Annotated in this window: 26 protein-coding genes and 1 tRNA gene; 7 read left to right on the top strand and 20 right to left on the bottom strand. The window is 75.6% G+C overall.

Translation table 11 applies throughout. The annotated features are described in order from the left end of the window. Window positions 1-63: 63 nt before the first annotated feature. Genes BLS67_RS11225 through hrcA form a run of 5 tightly spaced genes read right to left on the bottom strand, consistent with a single transcriptional unit; the run spans window position 64 to window position 4,242 of the window. The gene (locus BLS67_RS11225; RefSeq protein ID WP_091244745.1) at window positions 64-888 is read right to left on the bottom strand and encodes an enoyl-CoA hydratase/isomerase family protein; all 825 of its coding nucleotides are present in this window, start codon (window positions 886-888) and stop codon (window positions 64-66) included. A 19-nt stretch (window positions 889-907) separates the two neighbouring features. Then, window positions 908-1,267, bottom strand: a complete 360-nt coding sequence (locus BLS67_RS11220) for an HIT domain-containing protein (RefSeq protein WP_242653996.1) — start codon at window positions 1,265-1,267, stop codon at window positions 908-910. 17 nt (window positions 1,268-1,284) lie between these two features. Next, the gene (locus BLS67_RS11215; protein ID WP_091244741.1) at window positions 1,285-2,040 is read right to left on the bottom strand and encodes a 16S rRNA (uracil(1498)-N(3))-methyltransferase; all 756 of its coding nucleotides are present in this window, start codon (window positions 2,038-2,040) and stop codon (window positions 1,285-1,287) included. Continuing rightward, a complete protein-coding gene (dnaJ, locus tag BLS67_RS11210) occupies window positions 2,037-3,179 on the bottom strand; it encodes a molecular chaperone DnaJ (RefSeq protein WP_091244739.1) in 1,143 nt (380 codons plus the stop codon). The genes BLS67_RS11215 and dnaJ overlap by 4 nt, the downstream gene beginning before the upstream one ends. A gap of 16 nt (window positions 3,180-3,195) precedes the next feature. Further along, window positions 3,196-4,242, bottom strand: a complete 1,047-nt coding sequence (gene hrcA, locus BLS67_RS11205; RefSeq protein ID WP_091244736.1) for a heat-inducible transcriptional repressor HrcA — start codon at window positions 4,240-4,242, stop codon at window positions 3,196-3,198. Between hrcA and BLS67_RS25055 the strand changes: the two genes are divergently transcribed. Then, on the top strand, window positions 4,234-4,719 hold the full coding sequence (locus tag BLS67_RS25055; RefSeq protein WP_479723815.1) for a type II toxin-antitoxin system VapB family antitoxin: 486 nt from the start codon (window positions 4,234-4,236) through the stop codon (window positions 4,717-4,719). The genes hrcA and BLS67_RS25055 overlap by 9 nt on opposite strands. 163 nt (window positions 4,720-4,882) lie before the next feature. On the opposite strand, the gene BLS67_RS11195 is transcribed toward BLS67_RS25055, so the two are convergent. Both BLS67_RS11195 and BLS67_RS11190 read right to left on the bottom strand, forming a co-directional pair. Beyond that, window positions 4,883-5,671: an endonuclease domain-containing protein gene (locus tag BLS67_RS11195; RefSeq protein WP_242653995.1), complete on the bottom strand. Its 789-nt coding sequence runs from the start codon at window positions 5,669-5,671 to the stop codon at window positions 4,883-4,885. A gap of 346 nt (window positions 5,672-6,017) precedes the next feature. Further along, window positions 6,018-7,022, bottom strand: a complete 1,005-nt coding sequence (locus BLS67_RS11190; protein ID WP_091244733.1) for a LacI family DNA-binding transcriptional regulator — start codon at window positions 7,020-7,022, stop codon at window positions 6,018-6,020. Between the two features lie 224 nt (window positions 7,023-7,246). On the opposite strand from BLS67_RS11190, the gene BLS67_RS11185 reads away from it, so the two are divergent. Beyond that, window positions 7,247-9,022: a YhgE/Pip domain-containing protein gene (locus tag BLS67_RS11185; RefSeq protein ID WP_091244730.1), complete on the top strand. Its 1,776-nt coding sequence runs from the start codon at window positions 7,247-7,249 to the stop codon at window positions 9,020-9,022. A 71-nt stretch (window positions 9,023-9,093) separates the two neighbouring features. Here the strand turns inward: BLS67_RS11185 and BLS67_RS11180 are convergent, their stop codons facing one another. From BLS67_RS11180 to BLS67_RS11165, 4 genes are read right to left on the bottom strand one after another with little or no spacing between them, the layout of a single operon-like run. Further along, window positions 9,094-9,699, bottom strand: coding sequence for a response regulator transcription factor (locus BLS67_RS11180; protein ID WP_091244727.1), 606 nt, complete (start codon window positions 9,697-9,699; stop codon window positions 9,094-9,096). Beyond that, the gene (locus BLS67_RS11175; RefSeq protein ID WP_091244724.1) at window positions 9,696-10,817 is read right to left on the bottom strand and encodes a sensor histidine kinase; all 1,122 of its coding nucleotides are present in this window, start codon (window positions 10,815-10,817) and stop codon (window positions 9,696-9,698) included. The genes BLS67_RS11180 and BLS67_RS11175 overlap by 4 nt, the downstream gene beginning before the upstream one ends. A gap of 17 nt (window positions 10,818-10,834) precedes the next feature. Further along, entirely contained in the window at window positions 10,835-11,578 is a 744-nt protein-coding gene (locus tag BLS67_RS11170) for an ABC transporter permease (protein ID WP_091244722.1), read from the bottom strand. Continuing rightward, window positions 11,575-12,462: an ABC transporter ATP-binding protein gene (locus BLS67_RS11165; protein ID WP_091244718.1), complete on the bottom strand. Its 888-nt coding sequence runs from the start codon at window positions 12,460-12,462 to the stop codon at window positions 11,575-11,577. Before BLS67_RS11165 ends, BLS67_RS11170 begins: the two co-directional genes overlap by 4 nt. 97 nt (window positions 12,463-12,559) lie before the next feature. Here BLS67_RS11165 and recQ point away from each other — a divergent pair, with 97 nt between their 5' ends. Next, window positions 12,560-14,371 (top strand): DNA helicase RecQ, encoded by a 1,812-nt coding sequence (gene recQ, locus BLS67_RS11160; protein ID WP_278247127.1) that lies wholly within the window; start codon window positions 12,560-12,562, stop codon window positions 14,369-14,371. On the opposite strand, the gene BLS67_RS11155 is transcribed toward recQ, so the two are convergent. Beyond that, on the bottom strand, window positions 14,335-15,252 hold the full coding sequence (locus tag BLS67_RS11155) for an oxygenase MpaB family protein (RefSeq protein WP_091244712.1): 918 nt from the start codon (window positions 15,250-15,252) through the stop codon (window positions 14,335-14,337). The genes recQ and BLS67_RS11155 overlap by 37 nt on opposite strands. Before the next feature lie 68 nt (window positions 15,253-15,320). Next, window positions 15,321-16,553 carry a radical SAM family heme chaperone HemW gene (gene hemW, locus BLS67_RS11150; protein ID WP_091244706.1) on the bottom strand — a complete coding sequence of 411 codons (1,233 nt, stop codon included), beginning with the start codon at window positions 16,551-16,553 and terminating at the stop codon, window positions 15,321-15,323. Window positions 16,554-16,593: 40 nt separating this feature from the next. On the opposite strand from hemW, the gene BLS67_RS11145 reads away from it, so the two are divergent. Together BLS67_RS11145 and BLS67_RS23790 are read left to right on the top strand one after the other, a co-directional pair. Continuing rightward, entirely contained in the window at window positions 16,594-17,367 is a 774-nt protein-coding gene (locus BLS67_RS11145; protein WP_165617545.1) for an enoyl-CoA hydratase-related protein, read from the top strand. Between the two features lie 38 nt (window positions 17,368-17,405). Beyond that, on the top strand, window positions 17,406-17,558 hold the full coding sequence (locus BLS67_RS23790) for a hypothetical protein (protein WP_165617544.1): 153 nt from the start codon (window positions 17,406-17,408) through the stop codon (window positions 17,556-17,558). Between the two features lie 124 nt (window positions 17,559-17,682). On the opposite strand, the gene BLS67_RS11140 is transcribed toward BLS67_RS23790, so the two are convergent. The 5 genes from BLS67_RS11140 to BLS67_RS23785 all read right to left on the bottom strand — a co-directional run bounded on the left by BLS67_RS11140 (window position 17,683) and on the right by BLS67_RS23785 (window position 21,625). Continuing rightward, the gene (locus tag BLS67_RS11140) at window positions 17,683-18,075 is read right to left on the bottom strand and encodes a GNAT family N-acetyltransferase (protein ID WP_091244702.1); all 393 of its coding nucleotides are present in this window, start codon (window positions 18,073-18,075) and stop codon (window positions 17,683-17,685) included. Next, window positions 18,075-18,449 (bottom strand): PH domain-containing protein, encoded by a 375-nt coding sequence (locus tag BLS67_RS11135; protein WP_091244701.1) that lies wholly within the window; start codon window positions 18,447-18,449, stop codon window positions 18,075-18,077. The genes BLS67_RS11140 and BLS67_RS11135 overlap by 1 nt, the downstream gene beginning before the upstream one ends. Window positions 18,450-18,497: 48 nt before the next feature. Further along, complete coding sequence (gene selB / locus BLS67_RS11130) at window positions 18,498-20,228, bottom strand: selenocysteine-specific translation elongation factor (RefSeq protein ID WP_091244698.1); 1,731 nt, start codon at window positions 20,226-20,228, stop codon at window positions 18,498-18,500. A gap of 4 nt (window positions 20,229-20,232) precedes the next feature. Further along, window positions 20,233-21,513: an L-seryl-tRNA(Sec) selenium transferase gene (gene selA / locus BLS67_RS11125; protein WP_091244695.1), complete on the bottom strand. Its 1,281-nt coding sequence runs from the start codon at window positions 21,511-21,513 to the stop codon at window positions 20,233-20,235. Between the two features lie 19 nt (window positions 21,514-21,532). After that, window positions 21,533-21,625, bottom strand: a tRNA-OTHER gene (locus tag BLS67_RS23785). Window positions 21,626-21,652: 27 nt separating this feature from the next. Here BLS67_RS23785 and selD point away from each other — a divergent pair. Together selD and BLS67_RS11115 are read left to right on the top strand one after the other, a co-directional pair. Next, complete coding sequence (gene selD / locus BLS67_RS11120; RefSeq protein ID WP_091244692.1) at window positions 21,653-22,648, top strand: selenide, water dikinase SelD; 996 nt, start codon at window positions 21,653-21,655, stop codon at window positions 22,646-22,648. 33 nt (window positions 22,649-22,681) lie between these two features. Further along, on the top strand, window positions 22,682-23,650 hold the full coding sequence (locus BLS67_RS11115) for a zinc-binding dehydrogenase (protein ID WP_091244689.1): 969 nt from the start codon (window positions 22,682-22,684) through the stop codon (window positions 23,648-23,650). A 50-nt stretch (window positions 23,651-23,700) separates the two neighbouring features. Here BLS67_RS11115 and BLS67_RS11110 read toward each other — a convergent pair whose 3' ends face one another. Continuing rightward, the gene (locus BLS67_RS11110; RefSeq protein WP_091244686.1) at window positions 23,701-25,455 is read right to left on the bottom strand and encodes an MFS transporter; all 1,755 of its coding nucleotides are present in this window, start codon (window positions 25,453-25,455) and stop codon (window positions 23,701-23,703) included. Then, window positions 25,424-26,116, bottom strand: a complete 693-nt coding sequence (locus BLS67_RS11105; RefSeq protein WP_091244683.1) for an LppX_LprAFG lipoprotein — start codon at window positions 26,114-26,116, stop codon at window positions 25,424-25,426. Before BLS67_RS11105 ends, BLS67_RS11110 begins: the two co-directional genes overlap by 32 nt. Window positions 26,117-26,139 lie beyond the last annotated feature (23 nt).

Here is a 26,139-nt window from a genome sequence, read left to right as displayed (position 1 = left end):
GACGGGAGTGGGACCCCGGTGAGCTTACGCCGGGCGCGGGGGCCCGGCGTCCGCATTCCCGGGTCAGCGCCCCCGGTGGGTGGCCTTGCCCGGCCCGTCGGCCAGGAACGAGGCGACCGCACCGCGCAGGTCGTCGGTGTCGAACAGCGCACCGGAGACCGCCGGGACGACGTCGTCCGCTGCCCGCACGCCCTCGCGCACCGTCGTGGCCACGATGGTCTTGGTGGCCGCGTGCGCCACCGTCGGTCCGGCGGCGACCTGCCGGGCCAGGGCCAGGGCGGCGTCGGCGAAGCCCTCGACCGGCAGCACCCGGTTCACCACCCCCCAGCTGTGCAGGGTGGTGGCGTCGTACCGCTCACCGGTGAAGATCAGCTCCTTGGCGCGGGCGGACCCGGCCCGCTCGGCCAGCCGCTGCGGCCCACCCATCGACGGCGTCAGGCCCACGACGATCTCGACTAGCCCGAACGAGGCCTTCTCCGTGGCCACCAGCAGGTCGCAGGCCAGCGCGATCTCGAAGGCGGCGGTGAGCGTGAGCGCGTGCGCGGCGAACACCGTGGGCACCGGCAGGTCCTCGAGCGTCTGCTCGACGCGCAGCAACCGGGCCCACAGCTCACCGCCCACCCGCGCGGCGTCCGGGCCGTCGGCGACCCCGGCGAACACCCCGACGTCGACGCCGCCGGAGACGACCCGGCCCTCGGCCCGCACCAGCACCGCCCGGGCCCGGTCGGCCCGAGCCGGGTCCGTCACGCCGACCAGCTCGTCGACGCAGCGCTCGAGGGCGTCGAAGGTGGCGGCGTCGAAGAGGTTCAACGGCGGGTTGTCCAGCAGGAGGACGGCGACGTCGCCGTCCCGCTCGATCCGGACGGGGGCTGCGGTGCGCTCGGTCACGCACCGATCATGCAGCAGCTCAGCCGGGCGGCCAGCCGAGGTCCCGGCCGCCGAGCACGTGGCCGTGCACGTGGTGCACCGTCTGGCCGGCCTGCGGCCCGGAGTTGAACACCAGCCGGTACCCGGGCTCGGGCGCCTCGGCCGTGGCCAGGCCCTCCTGGACGGCGACCGCGTGCGCCGCGGCGACCACCTCGGCCAGCAGGCCCGGGTCGGCGCCGACCAGCAGCCCGGCGGTCGCGTGGTGGTCCTTGGGGATGACCAGCACGTGGGTGGGGGCCTGCGGGTTGATGTCGCGGAAGGCGAGGGTGCGCTCGGTCTCGTGGACGACGTCGGCCGGGATCTCCCCGGCGACCATCCGGCAGAACAGGCAGTCGGTCACCGGGCCGACCCTAGGACCTACCGCCAGCGCGTGCGGGCCGACAGGGCGGCGAGGGCGGCCGGGCCGGCGGTCGAGGTGCGCAGGACCTCGTCGCCCAGCCGGACGACGAGCGCGCCGGCCGCGCGGAAGGCGACCGCCTCGCCGTCGGTGATGCCGCCCTCGGGGCCGACGACGACCGCCACGACACCCTCGGCGGGCACCTCGAGGCCGGCGAGGGGACGGCGGGCCTGCTCGTGCAGCACCAGCGCCAGGTCGGTGTCGCCGAGCAGCCCGCACACCTCGCGGGTGCTCATCGGCCCGGTGACCTCGGGCACGCGCGGCCGGCGGGCCTGCTTGCTGGCCGCCCGGGCAGCTGCCCGCCACTTGGCCAGGCCCTTGTCGACCCGGTCGTCGCGCCAGCGGGTGACGCAGCGGGAGGCCGTCCACGGCACGATCCGGTCGACGCCGAGCTCGGTGGCCAGCTCCACGGCCAGCGGCCCCCGGTCACCCTTGGGCAGGGCCTGCACCAGCACCAGCTCGGGGGCCGGCGGGGGCACCTCGTGCCGGGCGAGCACCTCGACCTGCAGCCCCTCGGGCCCGGCCGCGGTGACGACGCCCTCGACCACGGTGCCCTCGCCGTCGGCGACCCGGACCCGCTCGCCCGCGGTCAGCCGCAGCACGTCGACGGCGTGCCGGGCCTCGTGGCCGGTCACCAGCACCGTGGCCGACTCGGGCAGCTCGTCGACCAGGAACAGCGGAGCGCCGTCCGGGACGAGGGTGTCCGGCTCGCTCATCGGCCGTTGAAGGCGTCGCGGACCCGGGAGAACAGACCGTTGTGCTGCGCCCGGCTGGCCTCGGGGTGGTCCTCGCCGCGGGCCGTGGCCAGCTTGCGGAGCAGCTCCTCCTGCTCGCCGTCCAGGCGGGTGGGGGTCTGCACGTCCACGTGCACCATCAGGTTGCCGCGCCCGGTGGCCCGCAGCCGGGGGGCCCCGTGCGCGCGCAGCGTCAGCACCGAGCCCGACTGGGTGCCGGCCTTGATGTCCAGCGGCTCGTCGCCGTCCAGGGTGCGCAGCGTGAGCGTGGTGCCCAGCGCGGCGGCGGTCATCGGCAGCGTGACCCGGCAGTGCAGGTCCTCGCCGTCCCGGGTGAACACGTCGTGCGGCCGCTCGTGGACCTCGACGTAGAGGTCGCCGGCGGGCCCGCCGCCGGGGCCGACCTCGCCGTGCCCGGTCAGCCGGATCCGCATGCCGTCCTCGACCCCGGCCGGGATCTTGACCGGGATGGTGCGGCGGGCCCGGACGCGCCCGTCGCCGGCGCACTGCGGGCACGGCTCGGGGATGGTCTGGCCGGTGCCCCCGCAGGTCGGGCAGGGCCGGGAGGCGACGACCTGGCCGAGGAAGGAGCGCTGCACGCTCTGCACCTCGCCGCGGCCGCCGCAGGTGGTGCAGCCGGTCGGGTGGGTGCCCGGGGCCGTGCCGGCACCGGTGCAGCTGGTGCAGAGCACGGCGGTGTCCACGGTGATGTCGGTCGTCGTGCCGAAGACCGTCTCGTCCAGGTCGAGGTCGACCCGGATGAGGGCGTCACCGCCGGCGCGGGTGCGGCTGCGCGGGCCGCGCGTGGTGCCGCCCCCGCCGAAGAAGGCGTCCATGATGTCGCCCAGGCCGCCGAAGCCGGCGCCGCCGCCGAACGGGTTGCCGCCGCCACCCCCGCCACCGGTGGAGAAGGGGTCTCCGCCGAGGTCGACGATGCGCCGCTTCTCGGGGTCGGTCAGCGCCTCGTAGGCCCGGCTGACCTGCTGGAACTCCTCCTTGGCCCCGGGGTCGGGGTTGACGTCGGGGTGCAGGTCGCGGGCCTTGCGGCGGTACGCGCTCTTGATGTCCTTGTCGCTGGCCCCCTGGGAGAGCCCGAGCACGCCGTAGTAGTCCGTTGCCATCTGGTGTTCTCAGTCCTCAGCTCTCGGCCAGCAGTTGGCCGACGTAGCGGGCCACGGCGCGCACCGCGGCCATGGTCCCGGGGTAGTCCATGCGGGTGGGCCCGACGACGCCGAGACCTCCGAGCGCCAGGTCGGCGGTGCCCCCGGCCGACCCGTAGCCCACGGAGACCACCGACGCACCGGTGAACCCCTCGTGCGCGTTCTCCTCGCCGATGCTCACCAGGACGTGGCTGGGGGCCACCTCGCCCATGAGGCGGAGCACGACGACCTGTTCCTCGAGCGCCTCCAGCAGCGGACGCAGGGTGCCCGGGAAGTCCAGGGCCCCGCCGCGGGTCAGGTTGGCCGTGCCGCCCACCAGCAGCCGGTCCTCACCGGGTTCGGCGAGGGTCTCGACCAGGGTGGCACTGACCGCGGCCACCAGCCCGCGCAGGTGCGCTGGCGCGGTGTCCAGCAGGTCGGCGACCTTGAGCCCTGCCTCGGCCAGCTTGGCGCCGACGAACGCCGCGTTGAGCAGCGTGCGCAGCTCGGCGACCGGGTCCGCGCCGGCCGGGGCGTCGGTGACCACGGGGATCTCGACCACCCGCTGCTCGACCCGGCCGGTGTCGGTGATGAGGACGACGAGCAGCCGGTTGCTGGCCAGCTGCACGACCTCCAGGTGCCGGACGGCGGAGCGGGCCAGCGTCGGGTACTGGATCACCGCGACGTTGCGGGTCAGCTGGGCCAGCAGCCGCACGGTGCGGGCCAGCACGTCGTCCAGGTCCAGGGCTCCGTCCAGGAACCGCTCGATCGCCCGGCGCTCGGCCGCCGACAGGGGCTTGACCTGCGAGATCCGGTCGACGAAGAACCGGTACCCCTTGTCGGTGGGCACCCGCCCGGCGCTGGTGTGCGGCTGGGTAATGTACCCCTCCTCCTCCAGCACCGCCATGTCGTTGCGGATGGTGGCCGGCGACACGCCCAGGTCGTACCGGGCGGCCAGGGCCTTGGAGCCGACCGGGTCGTTGGTGGAGACGTAGTCCTGCACGATCGCTCGCAGGACCTGCAGCCGGCGGTCCTCGTGGGCCACGTGCCACCTCCCGTCCGCTGGTCCGTCTGGCACTCACTGCTCCCGAGTGCCAGCGTTCAGCATACGACCGGGCAGGGTCGCCGTCGCGCACCGCGGAGCCCACTAGGGTGGGGTCGGTCGAGCTGCTCCGGGGTCCCGGGGTGCGGATCCGAGAGGAGTCGGGCACTGATCTTCAAGGCGGTGCGCGACGGGCGGCCCTACCCCGACCACGGGTTCTCCACCCGCGACTGGGCGATGATCCCGCCCCGCCAGATCAGGTTGGACACGCTCGTGACCACCAAGCGCCAGCTCGAGCTGGACGCCCTGCTGGCCGACGACTCCACCTTCTACGGCGACCTCTTCCCGCACGCCGTGCAGTGGCACGGCGAGCTGTTCCTGGAGGACGGCCTGCACCGGGCCCTGCGCGCGGCCCTGCAGCAGCGCAACGTCATCCACGTCCGCGTCCTGGACCTCGACTCCCTGATGCCCACGTCCTGAGCCCGCCCGCGGCCGCTGGATCGCTCCGCCGCGCACATCCGTCGCCGGTGCGCGTCCACGCCGCTCAGCGGTTGCGGTGACCCGTCTGGGCGCGCAGCCAAGCCACGACCGCGCCGGGAGACCGCTGCACCGCCCCCTTGCACCGCGCGGTCGGCACCACGGGTCACCGCAGGCAGTCGGCCATCGCGGCGGCGATGCGCAGCACGAGCCGCTCCGGGTCGCGCATGTCCGCGGCGGTGACGAAGAAGACCCTCCACCCCGCTGCCTGCAGTGCGTTGAGCCTTCTCCGGTCGTGGGCCAGGCGATCGACGTGGCCGGCACCGTCGTACTCGACCGCGAACCGCAGCTCCGGCCAGCCGAAGTCGACCCGGGCCACGAACCGCCCACCGCGGTCGCGGACCTCGACCTGGGCGACCGCGGGGGGAAGCCCGGACCCTCCCAGCAGCAGCCGCAGCGTGGTCTCGGGAGGGGAGCCGGCCAGCCCGTCGGCCGCTGACGCGGCACGCCGAGCCCGGGCCGATCCGGGGCCCGACCTCCTGGCCGCCTCGGCGCGCAGCGCCTCGAGCCCGGCCAGCCTGGCCGCCACGAACTGGTCCAGCACCCGGACGGCGGAGCCGTACGGCAGCCGTGCGGCCAGATCCACGGCGGTGACGACCGGCGACGTCACCTGCACCCCGTCGACCAACGAGACGGACCCGTCGGGCAGGTCCCGCCGACGGACCCGGATCCCCGGGACGGACCAGCCGCCCTGGGTGCTGGGCACGGTCAGCTCGACGGGCTCCCCACCCAGCGGACCGAGGTCGAGGCCGAGCAGCCGTGCTGCCGTCCGACCGCTGACCACGGCACCGGGGACCAGGGCGATCGCGGACCGAGCGCGGACGAGCAGCGTGAGCTCGGTGCCGGCCGCGACGTACACGTCGCGGTGGACCCGCAGCCAACCCGGTCCGGCCAACTCATGACGTGTGAGCAGCCCTGCGGTGACCGCGGCGCTTCCGCGGAACGGGCGGTGGCCGAGCTCGGGGACGCTGCGCGGTCGACGGGGCACGGCACCGGAGCATCGGCGTCGGCCGACCGCGGCGTGCCGCGCCGTCCACACCCACGGACGTCGTCCACAGATCGGCTGCACCTCTGGCCGGCAGCTTCGGGACCAGCTACTACGTGCGCACCCCGTCAGCGGGTGCGCGCCCGCACCGCCGCGAGGGCGCGGTGACCGGCCTGGGCGCGCTGCTCCTGGGCCGGTGCGCGCCCCAGCTGTCGGCCCGGGCGACGAGGCGGCCCGGGCGCCAGCTGGGCGCCGTTCAGACCGAGGAGCGCTCCACCAACCGGGCGACCGACGGTCCGGGGCCGGGCGCCTCCTCTCCCGCCAGCAGCGCGGTCACCACCGCCACCATGTACTCGGCGGTGCGCCCGGGGTCGAGGTCGACCATGGTCAGCGGCGGATCCGCGACGGCCGCGGCCGGGACGTCGTCCACCCCGACCAGCGCCAGGTCGGCCGGCACCGCGAGCCCCAACCGGTGGGCGCCGGCGAGCACCGAGAGCGCCGTCGTGGCGTCGTGCGCGCAGACCCCGGTCACCTGGGGCGCGACGGTCCGCCAGCCCGCGACGGCATCGGCGGCGGCCCGCGGTTCGGCCGGCACCACCGCCTGGACGGGGTCGGGCAGACCCAGCTCGCCGCACGCGTCGCGCAACCGGCGGGAGCGCAGCCGCACGTGCTCGGCGGTCCGCTCGTCGTCGGGCACCGCGTAGCCCAGGTGCCGGTGGCCGGCCTGCGCCAGGCGCTGCACCTGCAACCGGGCGACCTCGGCCTCGCGGGCGCCGGTGACCCAGCTGCCGATGACGTCGGACCCGGTGAACGAGGCCACCACCTGCACCCCGCTGCGCCGCATCTGCTCGGCGTCGTCGTCGGGGAGGTCCCAGGCCACCACCGCCGCCGGGGTGACGGCCGCCCAGGCGTCGACCCCGGGCCGGCCGGCGCTGAGGTGGGCGACCAGCTGCAGCCCGGCGCCGGCGAAGGCGCCCGCCAGCTGCACGGCCATCGCCCCCACGTGCGGGGAGAGCAGGAGATCGGCGGGCACGAGCAGGAGGACGACGTCGCTGCGGCCGCGGCTGAGCGCCCGCGCCTCGGCCGACGGGGTGTAGGCCAGCCGGTCGGCCGCCGCCCACACCCGCTGCCGGGTCTCCTCGGGGATGGCCTTCCCCGGGGTGTCGTTCAGCACGAAGCTGACCGTCGTGCGGGAGACGCCGGCCTCGCGGGCGACGTCGGCGCTCGTGACCCGGCGCGTGGTGCGTCCCGTCCCGCTCACCCTCGCTCCTCGCCGTCTCCGCGCGCCGGCCGTCGGCCCGCGTCAGCTTGGCACGGCCAGGCCGCCTGCGTCCCCGATGTCACCGGTCCGGGCACGTTCACCCGATCGAGTGGCACCCGGCCGTCTTGTGGCGCCCACCACGCTCACCTAGCGTGCGTAACCCGCGTTATTAACGCGCTTCACCAGCACGCTGCGTCGTCCGCGTGCCCACCGATCGGAGATCCATGGAGAACACCCGCCCGCGGCAGGGTGGCCGCCGGCTGACCGGCCCGGCCGTCCTGACCTCGGTGGCGGCCGCCGCGGCCGCCTTCCTCTGGCTGACCGGCACCATGTCGGCCGGGGCCTCGGACGTCTCCGCCGGGGCCGACCGCCTCAACTCCGGTCAGTCGGAGTTCGCCGGAGGGTTCGACCAGCTGGCCGACGGGGTGGGCCAGCTGTCCGACGGCGCGGGCCAGGCCCTGGACGGTGCGCAGCAGTACGCCGCGGGCGTCGGCGACTACACGGCCGGCGTCGGCCAGTACACCGCGGGCGTGACCACCCTCTCCACCGGTGTCACCGACTACACCGACGGCGTCGGCCGGCTCACCGACGGCGTGCGCGACTACACCGCGGGCGCGCAGCAGCTCGCCGACGGCGTCGACCAGCTCGTCACCGGCGCCGCACCGCTGGTCGACGGCACCCAGACCCTGGCCACGGGCGCTCAGGCGGCAGCCGACGGTGCCGGTCAGCTGGCCAGCGGCGCGAACAGCCTCAGCACGGGGGCCGCCGCGGTGGCCACGGGGTCGGGGAACCTCGCCGCCGGCGCCCAGCGCCTGGCGACCGGTCTCGGGGACGCGGTGGCCGGATCAGCCACCCTCCGCGCCGGCACGTCGGCCGTCGCCACCGGCGCCGCCGACGTGCAGGCCGGCGTCACGCGCGTCAGCGGAGGGGTCACCGACGCCAGGACCGGCGCCGGTCGGGTCACGGCCGGGATCACCGGCGCCGGCGGCGCGGTGACGTCCGCCGCCGGGTCGCTGACCTCGGCACGCTCGTCGGTCACCCAGGCCGCCACCGACGCGGCCGCACTGGACGTCCTGGTGCAGCGGGTGGCCAGCGGCGAGACGCTGACCTCGACCGAGCTGAGCACCCTCAGCACGCTGTCCTCGTCGGTGAACACCAGCCTGACGTCCGCCGGCACCACTGCCGGCACCGCAGCCGCCCAGCTCACCGGGGCACAGGGGGCCCTGGCCCAGACGGGCGCCGGCATGGCCACCCTGTCCGCCGGGCTGGACACCCTGCAGACGAAGATCGACGGGGAGCTCCTCGTCGGAGCGACCCGGTTGAGCACCGGCGCCGCCGCCGCGGCATCGGGCGCGGTCACCCTGGACACCGGCATCAACCAGGCCGGCCAGGGGGCGGGCACGCTCGCCACCGGCGCCACCACGCTGGCGACCGGTGCGTCCTCCGCTGCCTCGGGGGCGGCGACGCTGAGCAACGGCGCAGCCACCCTCGCCGCGGGCAGCGGCCGGGTGGCCCAGGGCAGCAGCGACCTCGCCGCGGGCGCCGGGCGGCTCGCCGAGGGCGGCGCGCGACTGGACGCCGGGGCCGAGGAGCTGACGTCGAACAACGCGGCACTGACCGACGGCGCCGCTCAGCTGGACTCGGGTTCGGTGCAGCTGGTCGACGGCGTCTCGCAGATCACCGCCAACAACCAGGCGCTGGCCGACGGGGCTGCCCAGCTCACCGACGGCGGCCAGCAGCTCACCTCCGGGCTGACCGACCTGGCCGACGGGGCGGCGTCCGCGCAGGACGGCACCGCCCAGCTCTCCGACGGGCAGCTGCAGCTCACCGCCGGGCAGCAGCGGCTGGCCGACGGCGCGTCCGAGCTGGACAGCGGCATCGCAGGCGTGGGTCCGCACCGGTGGGCCCTGCCGGTCGCCGTCCTGCTCGTCGTCGCCGCGCTGGTGATGGTCGCGTTCCGCATCCGGGCCCGCTCGAAGGCCGGGACCGCCGGGGTCTGAGACCCCCGACCGCGGACCCCGCTCGACACCCGTCGAGCGGGGTCCGCGCCGTCGTCCCCGGGATCGAGGCGCTACAGCCAGCCCTTGTCGGCCGCCACCCGCGCGGCCTCGACCCTCGTGCGGGCACCGGTCTTGCCGATGGCGTTGGACAGGTAGTTGCGCACCGTGCCCTCGGACAGGAACAGCCGGCCGGCGATGTCGGCCACGGTGGCGCCGTCGGCGGCCGCCCGCAGGACGTCGGCCTCCCGCGCCGACAGCGGCGAGGAGCCCAGCGCGAGGGCGGCCGCGGCCAGGTCGCGGTCGATGACCCGCTCCCCCGCCACCACCGACCGGATCGCGGCGGCCAGCTCGGCGACGGGTGAGTCCTTCACCAGGAAGCCCTGCGCGCCCACCTCCATGGCCCGGCGGAGGAACCCCGGCCGGCCGAAGGTGGTGAGGATGACCGCCTTGACCTGCGGCAGCTCGGCGGCCAGCGCCCGCGCCGCCTCGATCCCGTCGCACCCCGGCATCTCGATGTCCATCACCGCGACGTCGGGGGCGTGCTCGTGCGCGGCGGCCAGCACCAGGTCGCCCCGGCCGACGTCGGCGACGACGGTGATGTCCTCCTCCAGCTCCAGCAGCGCCCGCAGCGCACCGCGGACCAGCTGCTGGTCCTCGGCCAGCAGCACCCGGATCACGCGGTCACCGACGTGCTCGCCACGGCCGGCACCAGCGGCACCTCGGCCCGCAGCCGGTAACCGCCCCCCGGCCCCGCTCCCCCGGTCAGCACGCCGTGCAGCGCCCCGACCCGCTCGCGCAGGCCGGTCAGCCCCGAACCGGGCTCGGTGTCGTCGGCGGGGCCGCGGCCGTCGTCGGTGACGGTGAGCGCGGCGGAGACGCCGTCCTCGGTGAGGACGACGGTGACGGTGCGCGCGTGGCTGTGCCGCAGCACGTTCGTGGTGGCCTCGCGCACCACCCACCCCAGCGCGGCGTCGACCGGGCCGGCCAGCGACGGCACCCGGTCCGGGCCGCGGAAGGCGATGCCCGCGCCGGACAGCGCGGACCGCGCCTCGGCCAGCGCCTGCCCGCAGCTGACCTGGCGGTAGCCGCTGACGGCGTCGCGCACCTCGGCCAGGGCGCGGCGGGCGGTGGTCTCGACGTCGGCCATCTCCGCGGCGGCCCGGGCGCCGTCGACCGGGGCGAGCCGGCGGGCCAGCTCGCTCTTGAGGGCGATCAGCGACAGCGAGTGGCCCAGCAGGTCGTGCAGGTCGCGGGCGAAGCGCAGCCGCTCCTCGGCCACGGCGTTGCGGGCGAGCTCCTCGCGGGCCGCGGTGAGCTCGGCGTTGACGGTGAGCAGGTGCCGGGTGCCCCAGAGCGTCGCGGCGGTCAGCGGGCACAGCACCGGCAGGAACAGCGACGTCCAGTCCTGGTAGGACACGATCACGACCGCCGAGGCCAGCGTCGCCGCCCCGGTCACCGGCCACACCAGCCGCTCGGCCAGGCTGGCCGCGGCCGCCGCCGACACGTAGATCCACAGCCCCGCGTAGCTGGTGCCGAACCCGGCCGAGAGCGCCAGCGCCAGCACCAGGACGACGACGAAGTCCGGGCGCACGCCCCGCGCGTCGTTGAACCGGGCCAGCACGCTCATGTACGCCGCCGTGAAGGCCACCAGCGCGGCCCCGATCAGCACCCGGAGCAGCAGGGGCCGAGGGGTGAGCACGAGGTCGAGCACGGGGAAGACCTGGAAGACCAGCCACGGCACCGTCCAGGCCAGGCGCCGCCACAGGGGCGGGCGGGCGACGGCGACGGGCTCCACGGCGACAGTCTCCCCGCTCAGCCGGCGACGGCGTGCAACGGCCGCCGTGCGCCGACCGCGAGCGCCCCGCAGGCGAACACCAGGGCGAACCCGGCGAGCACCAGCACCGGCAGCACGAGGCCCCCGTCGCCGACCACGCCGCGGCCCAGCCCGGCGTACCAGTAGGACGGCGTCAGCTCGGACACGACGCGGAAGCCCGCCGGGAAGACCTCCACCGGGATCCACAGCCCACCCAGCGCGGCGAGCACCGTCGAGACGATGCCCATCGCGGCGCCGGCCGCCTTCTGCTCCAGGGCCAGGCCCAGCAGCATGCCCAGGGCGACGAACGCGGCCGACCCCAGCCACAGGGCGCCGACCAGCTCGACCCAGGTGCCCGGGCCCAGCCGGACGTCGTTGACGAACCGGCCGACCAGGGCCACGACCACCACGCTCGGCAGCACCAGCAGCATGCCCACGACGATGTCGACGACGACCACCTCGCGCCCGGGCACCGGCAGCACGCGCAGCTGCCGCAGCCAGCCCGAGGCCCGGTCGAACGACAGCCGGATGGTGGCGCCCAGGGCCGCACCCAACCCGCCGTAGGCCATCATCGAGACCATGTAGGTGCGGGCGTAGTCCTGGTACTCGGTGCCGCTGCCCACCTGCCCCCCGAACACCTTCGTGAAGAAGATGGTGAACAGCGCGGGCAGGACGACGGTGAAGAACAGGTACTCCCACGAGCGGAGCACGCGGCGGAGCTGGAACAGCAGCAGGTCGGTCATCGGGTGCCTCCGGTGAGGGTGAGGAAGGCCTGCTCGAGGCTGGCGCCGGCCACCTCGAGGTCGGGCAGGCGGTCGTGGGCGGCGAGCAGGGCCCGCAGGGTGGCCTCGGCGTCGGTGGTGGCCAGCTCGACCAGGTCGCCGGTGCCGCGGACGGCGGTGACGCCGGGCAGCTCGGCCAGCCCGGCGCGGTCGGTGCAGCCGAACCGCACGGTGCGGCCGGCGATGCGGGACTTGATCTGGGCGGAGCTGCCGTCGGCGACCACGCGGCCGGCGTCCACGACGACCACCCGGTCGGCCACCGCGTCGGCCTCGGCCAGGTGATGGGTGGCGAACACGACGGTGTGGCCGCGGTCGGCCAGGTCGCGCATCGTCGTCCAGAACGCCTGCCGGCCCTCGACGTCCATGGCGCTGGTGGGCTCGTCCAGCACCAGCAGCGGCGGGGTGCCCGCCAGGGCCAGGGCCAGCAGCACCCGCTGGCGTTGCCCGCCCGACAGCTGCTCGGTGCGGCGGTCCAGCAGGCCGCCGATGCCGGTGGTGGCCACGAGGTCGGCCGTCGGCCACGGGTCGGCGTAGCGGCCGGCGACCAGCCGCAGCACCTCGCCCACCCGCGACTCCGACGGCAGACCGCCGTGCTGCAGCATCGCGCCGACCCCACCGGACCGGACGGCGGTCAGCGGGTCGCGGCCCAGCAGCTGCACCGTGCCGGACGAGGGGCGGAAGAGCCCGAGCGCGGCGTTGACGGTCGAGGACTTGCCGGCGCCGTTGGTGCCCAGCAGGGCGACCGTCTCGCCGCGGTGGATGGTCAGGTCCAGGTCGTGGACGGCGGTCGTGCCGCCGTAGCGAACGGTGAGCCCCCGGATGTCCAGGGCGGGTGTCTCGGGCATGCGTCCAGCCTGGTCAGCGCGCCGTCGCAGCTGTAGTGCCGGACGTCGTCCACAGCACCTGACGGATGTCAGACCGGACCGCCCTACCCTCGCTGTCGTGAGCGAGCAGAGCCTGGAGGTGCTGAGCAGGGTCTTCGGCTACGACGCGTTCCGGGGGCCGCAGCAGCGGGTGGTCGACCACGTCGTCGCCGGCGGCGACGCCCTGGTGCTCATGCCCACCGGCGGCGGCAAGTCGCTGTGCTACCAGGTGCCGGCGCTGCTGCGCGAGGGCGTGGGCGTGGTGGTCTCGCCGCTGATCGCGCTCATGCAGGACCAGGTCGACGCGCTGACCGCGCTCGGCGTCCGGGCCGGGTTCCTCAACTCCAGCCAGGACCCCGACGAGCGCCGGGCGGTCGAGCAGGCGTTCCTCGCCGAGGAGCTGGACCTGATCTACGTGGCCCCCGAGTCGTTGGGCGGCGGCGAGTCCCGCACCGCCCGGCTGCTCGAGCGCGGGCGCATCGCGCTGTTCGCCATCGACGAGGCGCACTGCGTGGCCCAGTGGGGGCACGACTTCCGGCCCGACTACCTCGCGCTGTCGATGCTGCACGAGAAGTGGCCCGACGTCCCGCGGATCGCGCTCACCGCGACCGCCACCCCGCGCACCCACGCCGAGATCAGCACCCGGCTGCAGCTCGACGACGCCCTGCACGTCGTGGCCGGCTTCGACCGCCCGAACATCCAGTACCGCATCGCGCCGAAGAACGAGCCGCGCAAGCAGCTGCTCGACCTGCTGCGCACCGAGCACCCCGGCGACGCCGGCGTCGTCTACTGCCTGTCGCGCGCCTCGGTCGAGACCACCGCCGACTTCCTGGTGAAGAACGGCATCCCGGCTCTGGCCTACCACGCCGGCATGGACCAGCGGACCCGCGCGGCCAACCAGTCGCGGTTCCTGCGCGAGGACGGCCTGGTGATGGTGGCGACCATCGCGTTCGGCATGGGCATCGACAAGCCCGACGTCCGGTTCGTCGCCCACCTCGACCTGCCCAAGTCGGTCGAGGGCTACTACCAGGAGACCGGCCGCGCCGGGCGCGACGGGCTCCCCTCCACGGCATGGCTGGCCTACGGGCTGGCCGACGTCGTCCAGCAGCGCAAGATGATCGACGGCTCGGACGGCGACGCCGCGCACCGCCGGGTGCTCACCGGCCAGCTCGACGCGATGCTCGCCCTCTGCGAGACGGTCGACTGCCGACGGGTGCGGCTGCTGGCCCACTTCGGGCAGGAGAGCACACCCTGCGGCAACTGCGACACCTGCCTGGTCCCGCCCGAGACCTGGGACGGCACCATCCCCGCGCAGAAGCTGCTCTCGACGGTGCTGCGGCTGCAGCGCGAACGCGGGCAGTCCTTCGGCGCCGGCCAGTCGATCGACATCCTGCTCGGCAAGCGCACCGAGAAGGTCACCCAGCACGGGCACGACCAGCTGAGCACCTTCGGCATCGGGTCCGACCTCACCGAGCAGCAGTGGCGGGGCGTCGTCCGGCAGCTGCTGGCCCAGGGCCTGCTGGCCGTGCAGGGCGAGTACGGCACGCTGGCGCTGAACGAGGCCAGCGGGCCGGTGCTGCGGCGCGAGCGCGACGTGCCGATGCGGCGGGAACCCGAGCGGGTCGCCCGGGGTCGCACGCAGCGGGCCGCCAAGGCCGCGGTCGACCTGGCACCGGCGGCGGCACCGGCGTTCGAGCGGCTGCGGGCCTGGCGGGCCGCGACGGCGAAGGAGCAGGGCGTGCCGGCCTACGTGGTCTTCCACGACGCCACGCTGCGCCAGATCGCCACCGAGGAGCCGGCCGACGTCGCCGCCCTGGGCACGATCAACGGGGTGGGCGCAGCCAAGCTGGAGCGCTACGGCGAGGGCGTGCTGGCGGCGCTCGCCGGCTGAGCGCCGGCCGCGTGCGGCACCGGGCAGCCGCCCGGGAAGGTGCCCAGCGCGCTGACGTCGTAGCCGTCGGGGTAGCTGCGGATGGTGGGCAGCTGCCGGGCGTAGAAGGGCTCCGTGCGGGGTGCCGCGAACCGCAGCGCCCTCCCGCGCGCCCGCAGCCCGGCCCGGGTGGCGGCGGCCAGCACCGGGTTGGGCTTCGGGTAGCGGAAGGCGGCGAGCAGGGCGTCGTCCATGAGCGCGAACGAGGTCTGCCGGACCACCGAGGCCGGCAGCTTGTCGTGCGGCGGGAAGGTGCCCAGCAGCGCGAGGGTGGAGTCGGCGACGGCCCGGCCACCCTCGCTGAACGCGAAGTGCTCGGCCTCGTAGGCGTCGTGCACCCGGGCGAACTCCTGCCAGGTGCCGGGGACGTCCTTGATGCCCATGCGCGCCCCCAGCGCCTGGTAGTACTCGGCGCTGGCGATCTTCTCGACCCCGCTCATCGGCCGCCAGGCGTAGGTGTCCATCCAGCGGATCGGGGTGACGACGAAGGTGCACAGCACGTAGCGCATGTCGTCGTTGCTGATGTCGTAGGAGCGGTGCATCTGGTTCATCCGCCGGATCGCGGCCTTGCCGGTGCCGGAGTCCGGCCCGTGCTCCAGGACGGCGTCGAGGATCAGCCCGGTGTCGTCGTAGCGCTTCTGCACCCGCTCGGTGAACTCACCGGTGCGGCCGAGCAGCTCGCCGATGGTCGGGACGGCGTAGGTGCGGAACAGCGCGAAGCTGAGCGCCTGGTTCATGTCCCAGGGGAACTCGACGGTCGCCGTGAGCCGGTAGATCTCCAGGTGGTCGGCCACCGGGTCGAGCGACTCGATGCGCTGCAGGACGTCGTACCGCTTCCGCACTGGGGCCTCCTCGTCGAGCAGTCAGCCCTGACTGTGCCAGAGGTGACCCCGGTCGCACCAGCCCCTCCTCAGTCGGTCAGGTCGCGCACCAGGGCGTCGGCGAGCAGTCGGCCGCGGTCGGTCAGGACGGCGCGGCCCGCCTCGTGCGGACCGACCTCCAGCAGCCCCCGCGCGACGGCGTCGGCGGCGCGGGCGCGGCCGACGTCCGAGAGCGCGGTGAGCGGCAGCCCGTCGCGCAGCCGCAGGCCGAGCATCACTGTCTCCAGCGCGACGTCCTCGGGGGTCAGCCGCTCCGCGCCGGCGGCCGGGTGCTCGCCCGCGGCGAGCCGGCCGGCGTGGGCGGCGGGGTGCTTGACGTTCCACCAGCGCAGGCCGCCGACGTGGCTGTGCGCACCCGGTCCGATGCCCCACCAGTGCGCGTTGGCCCAGTACAGCTCGTTGTGCCGGCAGCGTGCGGCCCGGTCGGTGGCCCAGTTGGAGACCTCGTACCACTCGAGCCCGGCCCCGCGGAGCACCCGGTCGGCCTGCTCGTACCGGTCGGCGAGCACGTCGTCGTCGGGCATCGGCAGTTCGCCGCGGGCCACCCGACGGGCCAGCTTGGTGCCCTGCTCGACGATGAGGGCGTAGGCGCTGACGTGGTCGACCGGGGCGTCCAGCACGGCCTGCAGGGACAGCTCCCAGTCGGCGTCGGATTCCCCCGGTGCGCCGTAGATCAGGTCGAGGTTGACGTGCTCGAACCCCGCGGCGCGGGCCTCGCGGGCGGCCTCGGCGGCCCGGCCGGGGGTGTGCCGGCGGTCGAGGACGGCAAGCACGTGCGGGGCGGCCGACTGCATGCCCAGGCTGATCCGGGTGAACCCGCCCGCGCGCAGCACGGCCAGCGACTCCGGCGTCACCGACTCGGGGTTGGCCTCGGTGGTGACCTCGACGTCGGCGGCCACCGGGAACAGCTCGCGGGCCCGGGCGAGGACGGCGACCAGGTCGGCGGCGGGCAGCAGCGTGGGCGTGCCGCCGCCGACGAACACGGTGCTGATCTCCGGCGGTTCGGGCCCGAGCACCCGGGCGGCGAGCTCGAGCTCGGCGATCGCGGTGGCCGCGTACTCGCTGCGGTTGGCACCGGGCCCGAGCTCGTCGGAGGTGTAGGTGTTGAAGTCGCAGTAGCCGCAGCGGGTCGCGCAGAACGGCACGTGCACGTAGAGGCCGAACGGGGTGCGGCCGAGCACCCCGCGGGCGGCGTCGTCGAGCATCGACGGGTCGGCCGGCAGGGCTGGGGAGTCGCCGAGGATCGGCAGGGTGGTGGTCATCGCTGCGCCCAGTGTCCCCCGCCCGTGCAGGATGGGTCCCGTGACCGACTCGGTGCTGCACGTCGAGGTGTCCCGCGGTGTCGCCACCCTCACCCTCGACTCCCCCGCCAACCGCAACGCGCTGTCCCGCGCGATGCGCGCCCAGCTGCGCGACGCCCTGGCTGCGGCGCTGGCCGACGACGCCGTGCGGGTGGTCGTGCTCGACCACACCGGCCGGGTGTTCTGCTCGGGCATGGACCTCTCCGAGGCAGCCGGCGGCGCGGCCGAGGACCAGGGCGTGAACGAGTTCCCCGAGCTGCTCGGGACCATCTGGCACTCGCCCAAGCCGGTGCTGGCCGCCGTCCGCGGGCCGGCCCGGGCCGGCGGGGTCGGCCTGCTCGCCGCCTGCGACGTCGTGGTGGCCGGCGCGTCGGCCACGTTCGGGTTCGCGGAGGTGCGGATCGGGGTGGTCCCGGCGATCATCTCGGCGGTCTGCCGGCCCCGGATGCTGCCGCACGCGGTGCACCGGTTGATGCTCACCGGCGAGGTGTTCGACGCCGCCACCGCCGCGCAGACCGGGCTGGTCGACCTGGCCGTCGCCGACGACGAGGTCGACGCCACCGTGGCCGGGCAGGTGCGGGCGCTGGCCGCCGGCGCCCCTACGGCGCTGGCCGAGACCAAGCGGCTGCTGCGCTCGACGCCGACCGGCTCGCTGGCCGACCAGTTCGGCGAGCTGCTCGGGCTGTCCGCCCGGTTCTTCGCCTCCGCCGAGGGCCAGGAGGGCATCGCCGCGTTCCGAGAGAAGCGCCCGGCGTCCTGGGTCCCGCAGGACTGACCCTTGCCCGCACGCCGGCGCGGCGGGACCCTCACCGCATGACCGAGGACCCCCGGGCCCGCTTCCGCGACCTGCCCGCCCCCTGCCGTCCTGAGCAGCTGGTCGAGACCTCCGACGTGTCCCAGGTGGCCCCGCCCGAGCAGGAGGTGCCCGCCGCCTGGCGGTCCGCCCTGCTGGGCGCCGGCGGCTGACCGGCGGCCGGGTCAGGTCAGGTCAGGTCAGGTCGCGGACCAGGTACCGGACGGCGTCCTCCGCGTCGTGGTCGGCCCCGTACCGGTCGGTCCAGGTGTAGCGGTCGGCGTACGCCAGCCCGGTCTAGGCGAACCCGAGCCGCAGGTAGAGCCGGGCGGCGTCCGGGTTGTCGTCGCCCACCCCGATGCCGACCCGCCGGTGACCGCCGGCCGCGGCCCGGGCGCAGGCGGCCCGGACCAGCGCCGTCCCGTGGCCCTGGCCCTGCTCGTCGGGGTGCACCTGCAGGTTGCTGATCTCCGGCAGATCGCCGAAGCGCTCCCGGACGACGGCGTCCCGCGGTGCCCACCGCAGCAGCCCCGCGCCCACCGGCCGCCCGCCCACCTCGGCCACCAGCAGCGCGCACTCCCCGGACGTCTGCCTGGACAGCAGGAGGCCGTACACGCCGTCCGGCGCCTCCAACGCTGCGTCCAGCCGCTCGGCCTCACCGGGCACGGCGAGCCGGACGACCGCAGCCATCAGAGCGCGAAGCCGGCGATCATCTGGCCGAGCTGACGGATGTCGGAGTTGCCCTTGAACTCGAGCCTGACCTTGCCCAGACCGCTGAACCACAGGTCGAGCTCGGCGTCCAGGTCGAACGTCCCGGCCGTCTCCACCGAGAACGCCTGGATCTTGCTGTAGGGCAACGAGGTGAAGTCCTTCTTCTTGCCGGTCATGCCCTGGACGTTCACCGCGATCAGTCGCTTGTCTGTGAAGACCACGTAGTCGCGCATCGCCTTGTAGCAGGACACGACACGCTCCCCGGGGATCAGCAGCGGCGCCACCTCGGGGCCGAGGTCCTCGTTGCGGGCGGGGTTGAGCTTGAACACGGAGCCGTTCGAGAAGTCGATCACCTCGTCACGGTAACGACGGGTCTCGTTCCGCCGGCGCCACCACGCCGATCACCGGAGCCGCCGGGTGGCGTCGGGCAGCCGCTCTGTCACCCCGCGGGCGTCCAGCCACTCCGCCAGCGGGACGGCGACGCGACGCGAGGTGCCCCAGGCCTGCCGCGCCTGGCTGAGCGTGAACGGCTGGGGCACCGCGGCCAGTGCCCGCCGCGCCCGGTCCTCGACGCCGGGGGCGAGCACCACGCCGTCGGCGATCCGGACCAGCTGACCGTCCCGGACCGCTGCGGCGAGCTCGCGCGGACCCAGCCCGGCGGCGGCCAGCGCCTCGGTGTCCGGGGCGGCGAACGGCTCTACGGCGAGCCGGGCCAGGACGCCGGTCACCGCCCGCTGCACCGGCTCGGGCAGTCCGCTGTCGGTGGCGACCACCCGGCCGTCGCGCAGTGCCAAGGGCGGCCGCACCAGCCCGGCGACCAGCTCGGCGTCGGGCAGCTCAAGCGCACTGCGCAGCACCGCCGTCGGCGGCCCCGGCTCCAACGGCCGCAGCTGCCGGTAGCGGGCGACGACGGCCGGCACCCGCGCGGCCAGCTCGTCGGCCAGGCCGGGCGCCAGCAACCAGCGACCCACCTCGGTGGCCCCGGACGGCACCGGCCAGCCCATCGCGACGAACTCCGACCGGAGCACCACCTGGCGGCGGGCCAGGTCGGCATCGGCGTCCCACCCGGCGGTGAGGTCCGCGGCCCGCACCCGCGCCGCCCCGCGCCGGCGCAGCTCGGGCGGGTCGACGTCGGCCACGTCCGCGCCGTGCACCGTGCGGGTGCCGGGGTCGCGCAGCAGCAGCCGGTCCCCCACCCGCAGCGGCAGCGGTCCACCCAGCCGCAGCCGCACGGTGGCGTCGTCCAGCGGGCGCACCCGGGCGGCGACCGTGGCCGAGCCGACGTGCACCACGAGCTCGGCCGGCAGCCGCTGCGCCGGGTGGACGAGGACGACGTCCAGCTCGCCCGTCGACCGGAAGGCGTCGGGGGTCAGCAGCGCGTCGCCGCGGGAGATGTCCTCGACCGCGACGCCGCGCAGGTTCAGCGCCACCCGGGCGGTCGCCCGGGCCGCCTCGACCGGTTGGCCGAGGGACTGCAGCCCGCGGACGACGACGTCCCGACCAGCCAGCGCCAGCCGGTCCCCGGTGCGCACCGTGCCCGCCGCCAGGGTGCCGGTGACCACGGTGCCGGCGCCGCGGATGGTGAAGGTGCGGTCGACCCACAGCCGGACCGGCGCGGTGGTGTCCGGGGCGGGCAGCCCGGCCAGCAGCTCCTCCAGGGCCGCGGCGACCGCCGGCACGCCGTCACCGGTGCGCGAGCTGGCGGCGACCCCGGGGACGTCGCCGAGCGAGGTCTCGGCCAGCCGCGCCCGCACGTCGGCGAGCACCGGCGCGGGGTCGGCGAGGTCGGACTTGGTGACCACCAGCAGCGCGTCGCGCACCCCGAGGGCGTCGAGCACCGCGACGTGCTCGGCGGTCTGCGCCGACCACCCGTCGTCGGCGGCCACCACCACCAGCGCGGCGGGCACCGAGCCCACCCCGGCGAGCATGTTCCCGACGAAGCGCTCGTGGCCGGGCACGTCCACGACGGCGACCGTGCGACCGCCGGGCAGGGTGGTCCAGGCGAACCCGAGGTCGATGGTGAGGCCGCGCCGGCGCTCCTCCTCCCACCGGTCGGGCTGCATGCCGGTCAGCGCCGTGACCAGCGAGGACTTGCCGTGGTCGACGTGCCCCGCGGTGGCGATCACCTGCACGCTGTCACCGGCATGCGCGGACCGCCTGCACCAGGGTCTCGTCGTCGGCGGGGTCCAGGCTGCGCAGGTCCAGCAGCGTCCGCCCGTCGGCCAGGTACCCGACGACCGGCGGCGCGCCGAGCCGCAGCGGCTCGGCGCAGGAGGCCGGCAGCGAGACGGCGACGCTCGGCAGCTCGAACTCGGGCGCTCCCCCGCCGCCGACCCGGGCCCCGGCGTCCACGACGTGCGCATCCCCGCCCAGCGCGGCGACGACCGCCTCCGCCCGGGCACGCAGCACCTCGACCGGGACGGCGAGCATCCGCTGCACCGGCGGCTGCGGTCCGCGGAGCGTGGCCTCCAACGCCGCCAGCGTCGTCTTGTCGACCCGGAGCGCGCGGTAGAGCGGGTGGCGGCGCAGCCGCTGCACCAGGTCGGCGCGGCCCAGCACGAGGCCGGCCTGCGGGCCGCCGAGCAGCTTGTCCCCGCTGCACAGCACCAGGTCGGCGCCGGCGGCCAGGGTGGTCTGCAGGTCGGGCTCGTCGGGCAGCGCGGGGTGCGGGGCCAGCAGGCCGGAGCCGACGTCGGCGACCACCGGGACGTCGACGGCGCCGGCCAGCTCGGCGACCTCGACGGACCGGGTGAACCCGCGGACCACGAAGTTCGACGGGTGGATCTTGAGCACCGCGCCGGTGTCCGGGCCGACGGCGTCGGTGTAGTCGGCGAGGGCGACCCGGTTCGTCGTCCCGACCTCGCGCAGGCGGGCCCCGGTGGAGACGAGCAGGTCCGGGATGCGGAACCCGTCGCCGATCTCGACGAGCTCGCCGCGGGCGACCACCAGCTCGCCGCCGAGGCAGGTGGCGACCAGCGCGAGCGCGGCGGCGCAGTTGTTGACCACGACCGCGGCCTGCGCGGCCGGGACGGCGGCCAGCAGCGCACCGATCGCGCCCTCGCCGCGGGGACCGCGCCGGCCGGTGGCCAGGTCGAGCTCGACGTCGGTGGTGCCGCTGGCCGCGACCACGGCATCGACGGCAGCGGCGGACCAGGGCGCACGGCCGAGGTTGGTGTGCACCAGCACGCCGGTCGCGTTGAGCACCCGGTGCAGGGACGACGCGCTCACCGGCAGCGCAGCCACCACGGCGTCGGCGGCGGCGTCCGGCCCGACCTCGCCGGACCGGACCCGCTGCTGCACCTCCACCACGACCGACTTGACCAGCTCGCGGCCGAGTCGGGCGGCGGACGCCGCGACCCGCGGGTCGGCCAGCAGGACGTCGGTGCGCGGCACCAGCCGGCGGGGGTCTGTGGTCATGGCTCCCGGGAGTGGTCGGCGGAGGCGGACGGGAATCGAACCCGCCTGACCCGGATACCGGGCCACGTCGGCTTTAGAGGCCGCGGGGGTCACCAGACACCCTGACGCCTCCGCCGCCGAGGGTACGTACGGTCGAGCGGTGACTGCCATCCGCCTGACCACCTACGCCCACGGCGGCGGGTGCGCCTGCAAGATCCCGCCCGGCGAGTTGGAGGCCGTCGTCGCCGGCCTGACGCACACCGGCCCGCGCGACCCCGCCACCGAGCTGGTCGTCGGCCTGGACGACGGCGACGACGCCGCGGTGGTGCGGCTGCCCGACGGCCGCGGCCTGGTGCTCACCACGGACTTCTTCACCCCGGTCGTGGACGACGCCTACGACTTCGGCCGGATCGCCGCCGCCAACGCGCTGAGCGACGTCTACGCCATGGGCGGCACACCCGTGGTCGCGGTGAACCTGCTCGGTTGGCCGCGCGACGTGCTCCCCGCCGAGCTGGCCGCGGAGGTGCTGCGTGGCGGGCTCGAGGTCGCGCACGCCGCCGGCTGCCACGTCGGCGGCGGGCACAGCATCGACTCCCCCGAGCCCACCTACGGCATGGCGGTCACGGGCCTGGTTGACCTCGACCGGCTGATCCGCAACGACCGTGCCGCCGCCGGCGACGCCATCTCGCTGACCAAGCCGCTGGGCGTCGGCACGCTCAACAACCGGATGAAGGCCACCGGGGAGCCCTCGCCCGAGGCCGTCGACTCCATGACCCGCCTCAACGCCGAGGCCTCGGTGGCCGCGGTCGCGGCGGGCATCCGGGCCGGCACCGACGTCACCGGGTTCGGCCTGCTCGGCCACCTCTACAAGATGGCCCGGGCCAGCGGGGTCACCGCGGTGGTCAGCGCCGCCGACGTCCCCTACCTGGCCGGCGCCCGCCAGGCCGTCGCCGACGGCTACGTGTCCGGGGGCACCCGCCGGAACCTGGACTGGGTGCGCCCGCACACCGACCTCACCGCGGCGACCGACGACGACGCGCTGCTGCTCGCCGACGCCCAGACCTCCGGCGGCCTGCTGCTGGCCGGCGAGGTCCCGGGTGCACCGGTGATCGGCGAGTTCGTGGCCGCCGGGGAGTTCGCCGTCGTCGTCCGGTAGTGCTCCCGGTGAGCCGGCGTTAACGTCGCCGGCATGCTCGCAGCCTTCGTCTCCTCGCCCTCGCCCGACGACCCGCTCTCGGTCCTGGAGGTCGGGGACCGCCCGGCCCCCGAGGCCCGCGACGGCTGGGTGGTCGTCGACGTGAAGGCGGCCTCGCTGAACCACCACGACCTGTTCAGCCTGCGCGGGGTCGGGCTCCCGGCCGAGCGCATGCCGATGACGCTGGGCTGCGACGCCGCGGGCACCGACGCCGACGGCAACGAGGTGCTGGTGCACGCGGTCATCACCGGCACGCCCGGCTGGTCGGGCGACGAGACGCTGGACCCCAAGCGCTCGCTGCTGTCCGAGCTGCACCAGGGCACGCTGGCCGAGCAGGTGCTGGTGCCCGCGCGCAACGTGCTGCCCAAGCCGGCCGAGCTGTCGTTCGCCGAGGCCGCCTGCCTGCCCACCGCCTGGTTGACCGCCTACCGGATGCTGTTCACCAAGGCCGGGCTGCAGCCGGGCCAGACCGTGCTCGTGCAGGGCGCCTCGGGCGGCGTGGCCACCGCGCTGGTGGCCCTGGGCCGCGCCGCGGGGTACCGGATGTGGGTGACCGGTCGGTCCGAGGAGAAGCGGGCGGCCGCCCTCGCCCTGGGTGCCGACCAGGCCTTCGAGTCCGGCGCCCGGCTGCCCGAGCGGGTCGACGCCGTCATGGAGACCGTCGGCAAGGCGACCTGGTCGCACAGCGTGAAGTCGCTCAAGCCCGGCGGGGTCATCGTCACCTCCGGCGCCACCACCGGCTTCGACCCGTCGGCCGAGCTGAACCGCATCTTCTTCACCCAGCTGCGGGTCGAGGGCTCCACGATGGGCACCCGCACCGAGCTGCAGCAGCTCGTGCAGCTGTGCGCCACCACCGGTCTGCGCCCGCAGATCGACGTGGAGCTGCCGCTGGCCGACGCCCGCGAGGGCTTCGAGCGCATGCACGAGGGCCGCACCAACGGCAAGATCGTCTTCACCGTCTGACGCGCGCACCCCGGCGTGGATCAGCTGGGTTCAGCACCGCGCGTCCTGGCTCACGGGCGCCGGTGAGCCAGGACGGCCGTGGGTGAACCCAGCTGATCACCGCCGCGGAGCAGGACCACGGCCGCGACCGCCGCCAGAGTGGCGGCCACCGCGGCGCCGGCGAACACGGTGTGCAGCTGGGTGAGGACGGCGGCGTCCACCGCACGGTCGTACACCGCGCAGTCGCCCGGGCTGGTCGGGCAGCTGACCAGCGGGCTCGGGATGTCGCGGACCACCGCGGTGAACCGGCGCAGCGCGATCGCGGTCAGCAGCGACAGCCCGACCAGCATGCCCACGGTGCGGGCCACGACCACGAGTGAGCTCGCGCTGCCGTGCACCCGGGACGGCGTGACGACCAGCAGCACCGTGTTCACCGGGGCCACCGCCAGCCCGAACCCGAGCCCGGCTGCGACCAGGGCGACCGTGGAGGTCCAGCTGTCCAGCGAGGTGGCGTCCCACCGGGTCATCGCCACGAAGGCCAGGGCGGCCAGGGCCATGCCGCCGCCGGCGATCCAGCGCGGGGCCACCCGCCGGCACAGCCAGCCCCCGGCGACCGCGCCGATCGGCACGGCGACCAGCAGCTCGACCAGCACCAGGGCCGCACCCAGCTGGTCGGCCTCGGTGGTCGCACGGGCGAACAGCGGGACGTCGACCAGCGCCGCCACCAGCGCGACCCCGACCAGCACGTTCACCACCAGCGCACCCCACGCGCCCACCGGCCGCAGCTCGGTCAACGGCAGCAGCGGCTCCGCCGTGCGGCGCTCGTGCAGCACGAAGGCCACCGCGGCGACCGCCGCCACCGGGAGCAGCACCGGCCCGTGGGCGACGACCTGGGTGGCCGGGTCGGCGGCGGCGAAGGCCCAGACCAGGCTGCCCAGCGCGACCACCACGAGCACGGCACCGAGGACGTCGACCTCGCGGGCCAGCGCCGGGAGGCCGCGCAGGGGCAGCACCGGGTGCGCGGCGGTGGCCGACCGGACCAGCACGCCGGCGGCGCCGAGCACCGCGACGAGCACCAGCGGCGTCGTCCACCCGGGCCCGGCCACCGGAACCCAGGCCAGCCCGAGCGTGACGTCGGTGACCAACGCCTCGGGTTCGGCGAGCTGCAGCGCCAGGGCGCTCGCGGCCACGACGGCGAAGGCCACCCCGACGACGTCCCGACCCGGGCGCCGGGGACCCGAGGCCCGCAGCGCCACGGCCAGCCCCACGCCCAGCGCGAGGTTCACCCAGAAGATCGCCCGCCAGTCCCACACCGCCAGGATCGCCGCCCCGGCCAGCGGCCCGAGCACCGCCCCGGCCTCCTGCACCGCGCCGACCACACCGAGCGGCACGGCCCGGCGGTCGGGCGGCCAACGGTCGGCGACCAGGGCGAGCGTGGCCGGCACCAGGCCGCCGGCGCCGATGCCCTGCAGCCCGCGGCCCAGCACCGCCGGGCCCAGCGCCACCGCGGTCGCGGTCAGCAGCGACCCGAGGGCGAACAGCAGCAGGCAGCCGACAAGCACCGGGAGCCGGCCCCGGAGGTCGGCCAGCCGGCCCAGCAGCGGCAACGTCGCGGTGTAGCCGAGCAGGAAGCCCCCGATGATCGGGGTCGCCTCCTGCAGCTGGTCGAGCCCGACGCCGACCCCGGTGAGGATGTCGGGCAGGGCGAGGACGACGACGTAGGTGTCGGCCGCCGAGACCAGGACCGCCAGCGTCGCGAGGACGACGGTGGCCCGCCCCGGGACGGCGGCGACCTCAGCTGGTGGGCGGCGCGGTGATCTGGACATCGGCCCCGAAGTCGGACAGGACGATCGTGTAGCTGCCGGTGTCGTCGGCGGTGAAGAACGGCCCGGTCAGCTGCACCTGGCGGAGCTGACCGCTGTCGGTGGCGATCGAGAACACCGCCTGGACGTCCTGCTCGGGGTCCTGGCTGGTGAGCAGGTCGGCCACCAGGTCGCCGGGCAGGGTGCCGCTCACCTCGCGCACCACCTCGCCGTCGACCCGGGACTCGTCGCCCAGCTCGGGCGACTGCGCGGCGGTCAGCAGCTGGCTGATGCCGGTGTCGGGGTCGATCAGCGCCCCGGGGTCGCCGACGCCGATGGTGGCCGGGTCGACCACGCTGTAGCCGCTGGTCAGCGGCAGCTGGGCGTAGACCGTGCCGTCGACCGAGATGACCTCCGCGTCGATCGAGCTGCCGAAGGCCTGCACCTGCAGGGTGCCGCTGAACGAGGCGGGCCGGGCGATGTCGCCCTCGCCGCCGAGCAGGGCGCTGCCGCCGGCGGGCGCGCCGTCGCTGGTCAGCACGAAGTGGACGCTGCTGGCGTCGTCGAGGGTGGTCCTGGCCCGGGACAGCAGGTCACCGGCGGACTCGTCGGAGCTGCCCCCGCTGCAGCCGGCCAGGGTCAGGGCGGCGAGCACCAACGCCGCCGCCGTCGTCCGCAGTTGCATGCCGCCTCCTCGCAGGACTCCCC

The sequence above is a fragment of the Klenkia soli genome (genome assembly GCF_900103975.1).
GTDB classification, from domain to species: domain Bacteria; phylum Actinomycetota; class Actinomycetes; order Mycobacteriales; family Geodermatophilaceae; genus Klenkia; species Klenkia soli.
This window is presented reverse-complemented; position numbering and strand designations above follow the sequence as displayed.

Coding starts and splice junctions, on each gene's coding strand:
- BLS67_RS11215 (WP_091244741.1), bottom strand. CDS start 2,040: ATGAGCGAGCCGGACACCCTCGTCCCGGACGGCGCTCCGCTGTTCCTG.
- dnaJ (WP_091244739.1), bottom strand. CDS start 3,179: ATGGCAACGGACTACTACGGCGTGCTCGGGCTCTCCCAGGGGGCCAGC.
- BLS67_RS11185 (WP_091244730.1), top strand. CDS start 7,247: ATGGAGAACACCCGCCCGCGGCAGGGTGGCCGCCGGCTGACCGGCCCG.
- BLS67_RS11170 (WP_091244722.1), bottom strand. CDS start 11,578: ATGACCGACCTGCTGCTGTTCCAGCTCCGCCGCGTGCTCCGCTCGTGG.
- BLS67_RS11165 (WP_091244718.1), bottom strand. CDS start 12,462: ATGCCCGAGACACCCGCCCTGGACATCCGGGGGCTCACCGTTCGCTAC.
- hemW (WP_091244706.1), bottom strand. CDS start 16,553: ATGACCACCACCCTGCCGATCCTCGGCGACTCCCCAGCCCTGCCGGCC.
- BLS67_RS23790 (WP_165617544.1), top strand. CDS start 17,406: ATGACCGAGGACCCCCGGGCCCGCTTCCGCGACCTGCCCGCCCCCTGC.
- BLS67_RS11140 (WP_091244702.1), bottom strand. CDS start 18,075: ATGGCTGCGGTCGTCCGGCTCGCCGTGCCCGGTGAGGCCGAGCGGCTG.
- selA (WP_091244695.1), bottom strand. CDS start 21,513: ATGACCACAGACCCCCGCCGGCTGGTGCCGCGCACCGACGTCCTGCTG.
- BLS67_RS11115 (WP_091244689.1), top strand. CDS start 22,682: ATGCTCGCAGCCTTCGTCTCCTCGCCCTCGCCCGACGACCCGCTCTCG.
- BLS67_RS11110 (WP_091244686.1), bottom strand. CDS start 25,455: ATGTCCAGATCACCGCGCCGCCCACCAGCTGAGGTCGCCGCCGTCCCG.
- BLS67_RS11105 (WP_091244683.1), bottom strand. CDS start 26,116: ATGCAACTGCGGACGACGGCGGCGGCGTTGGTGCTCGCCGCCCTGACC.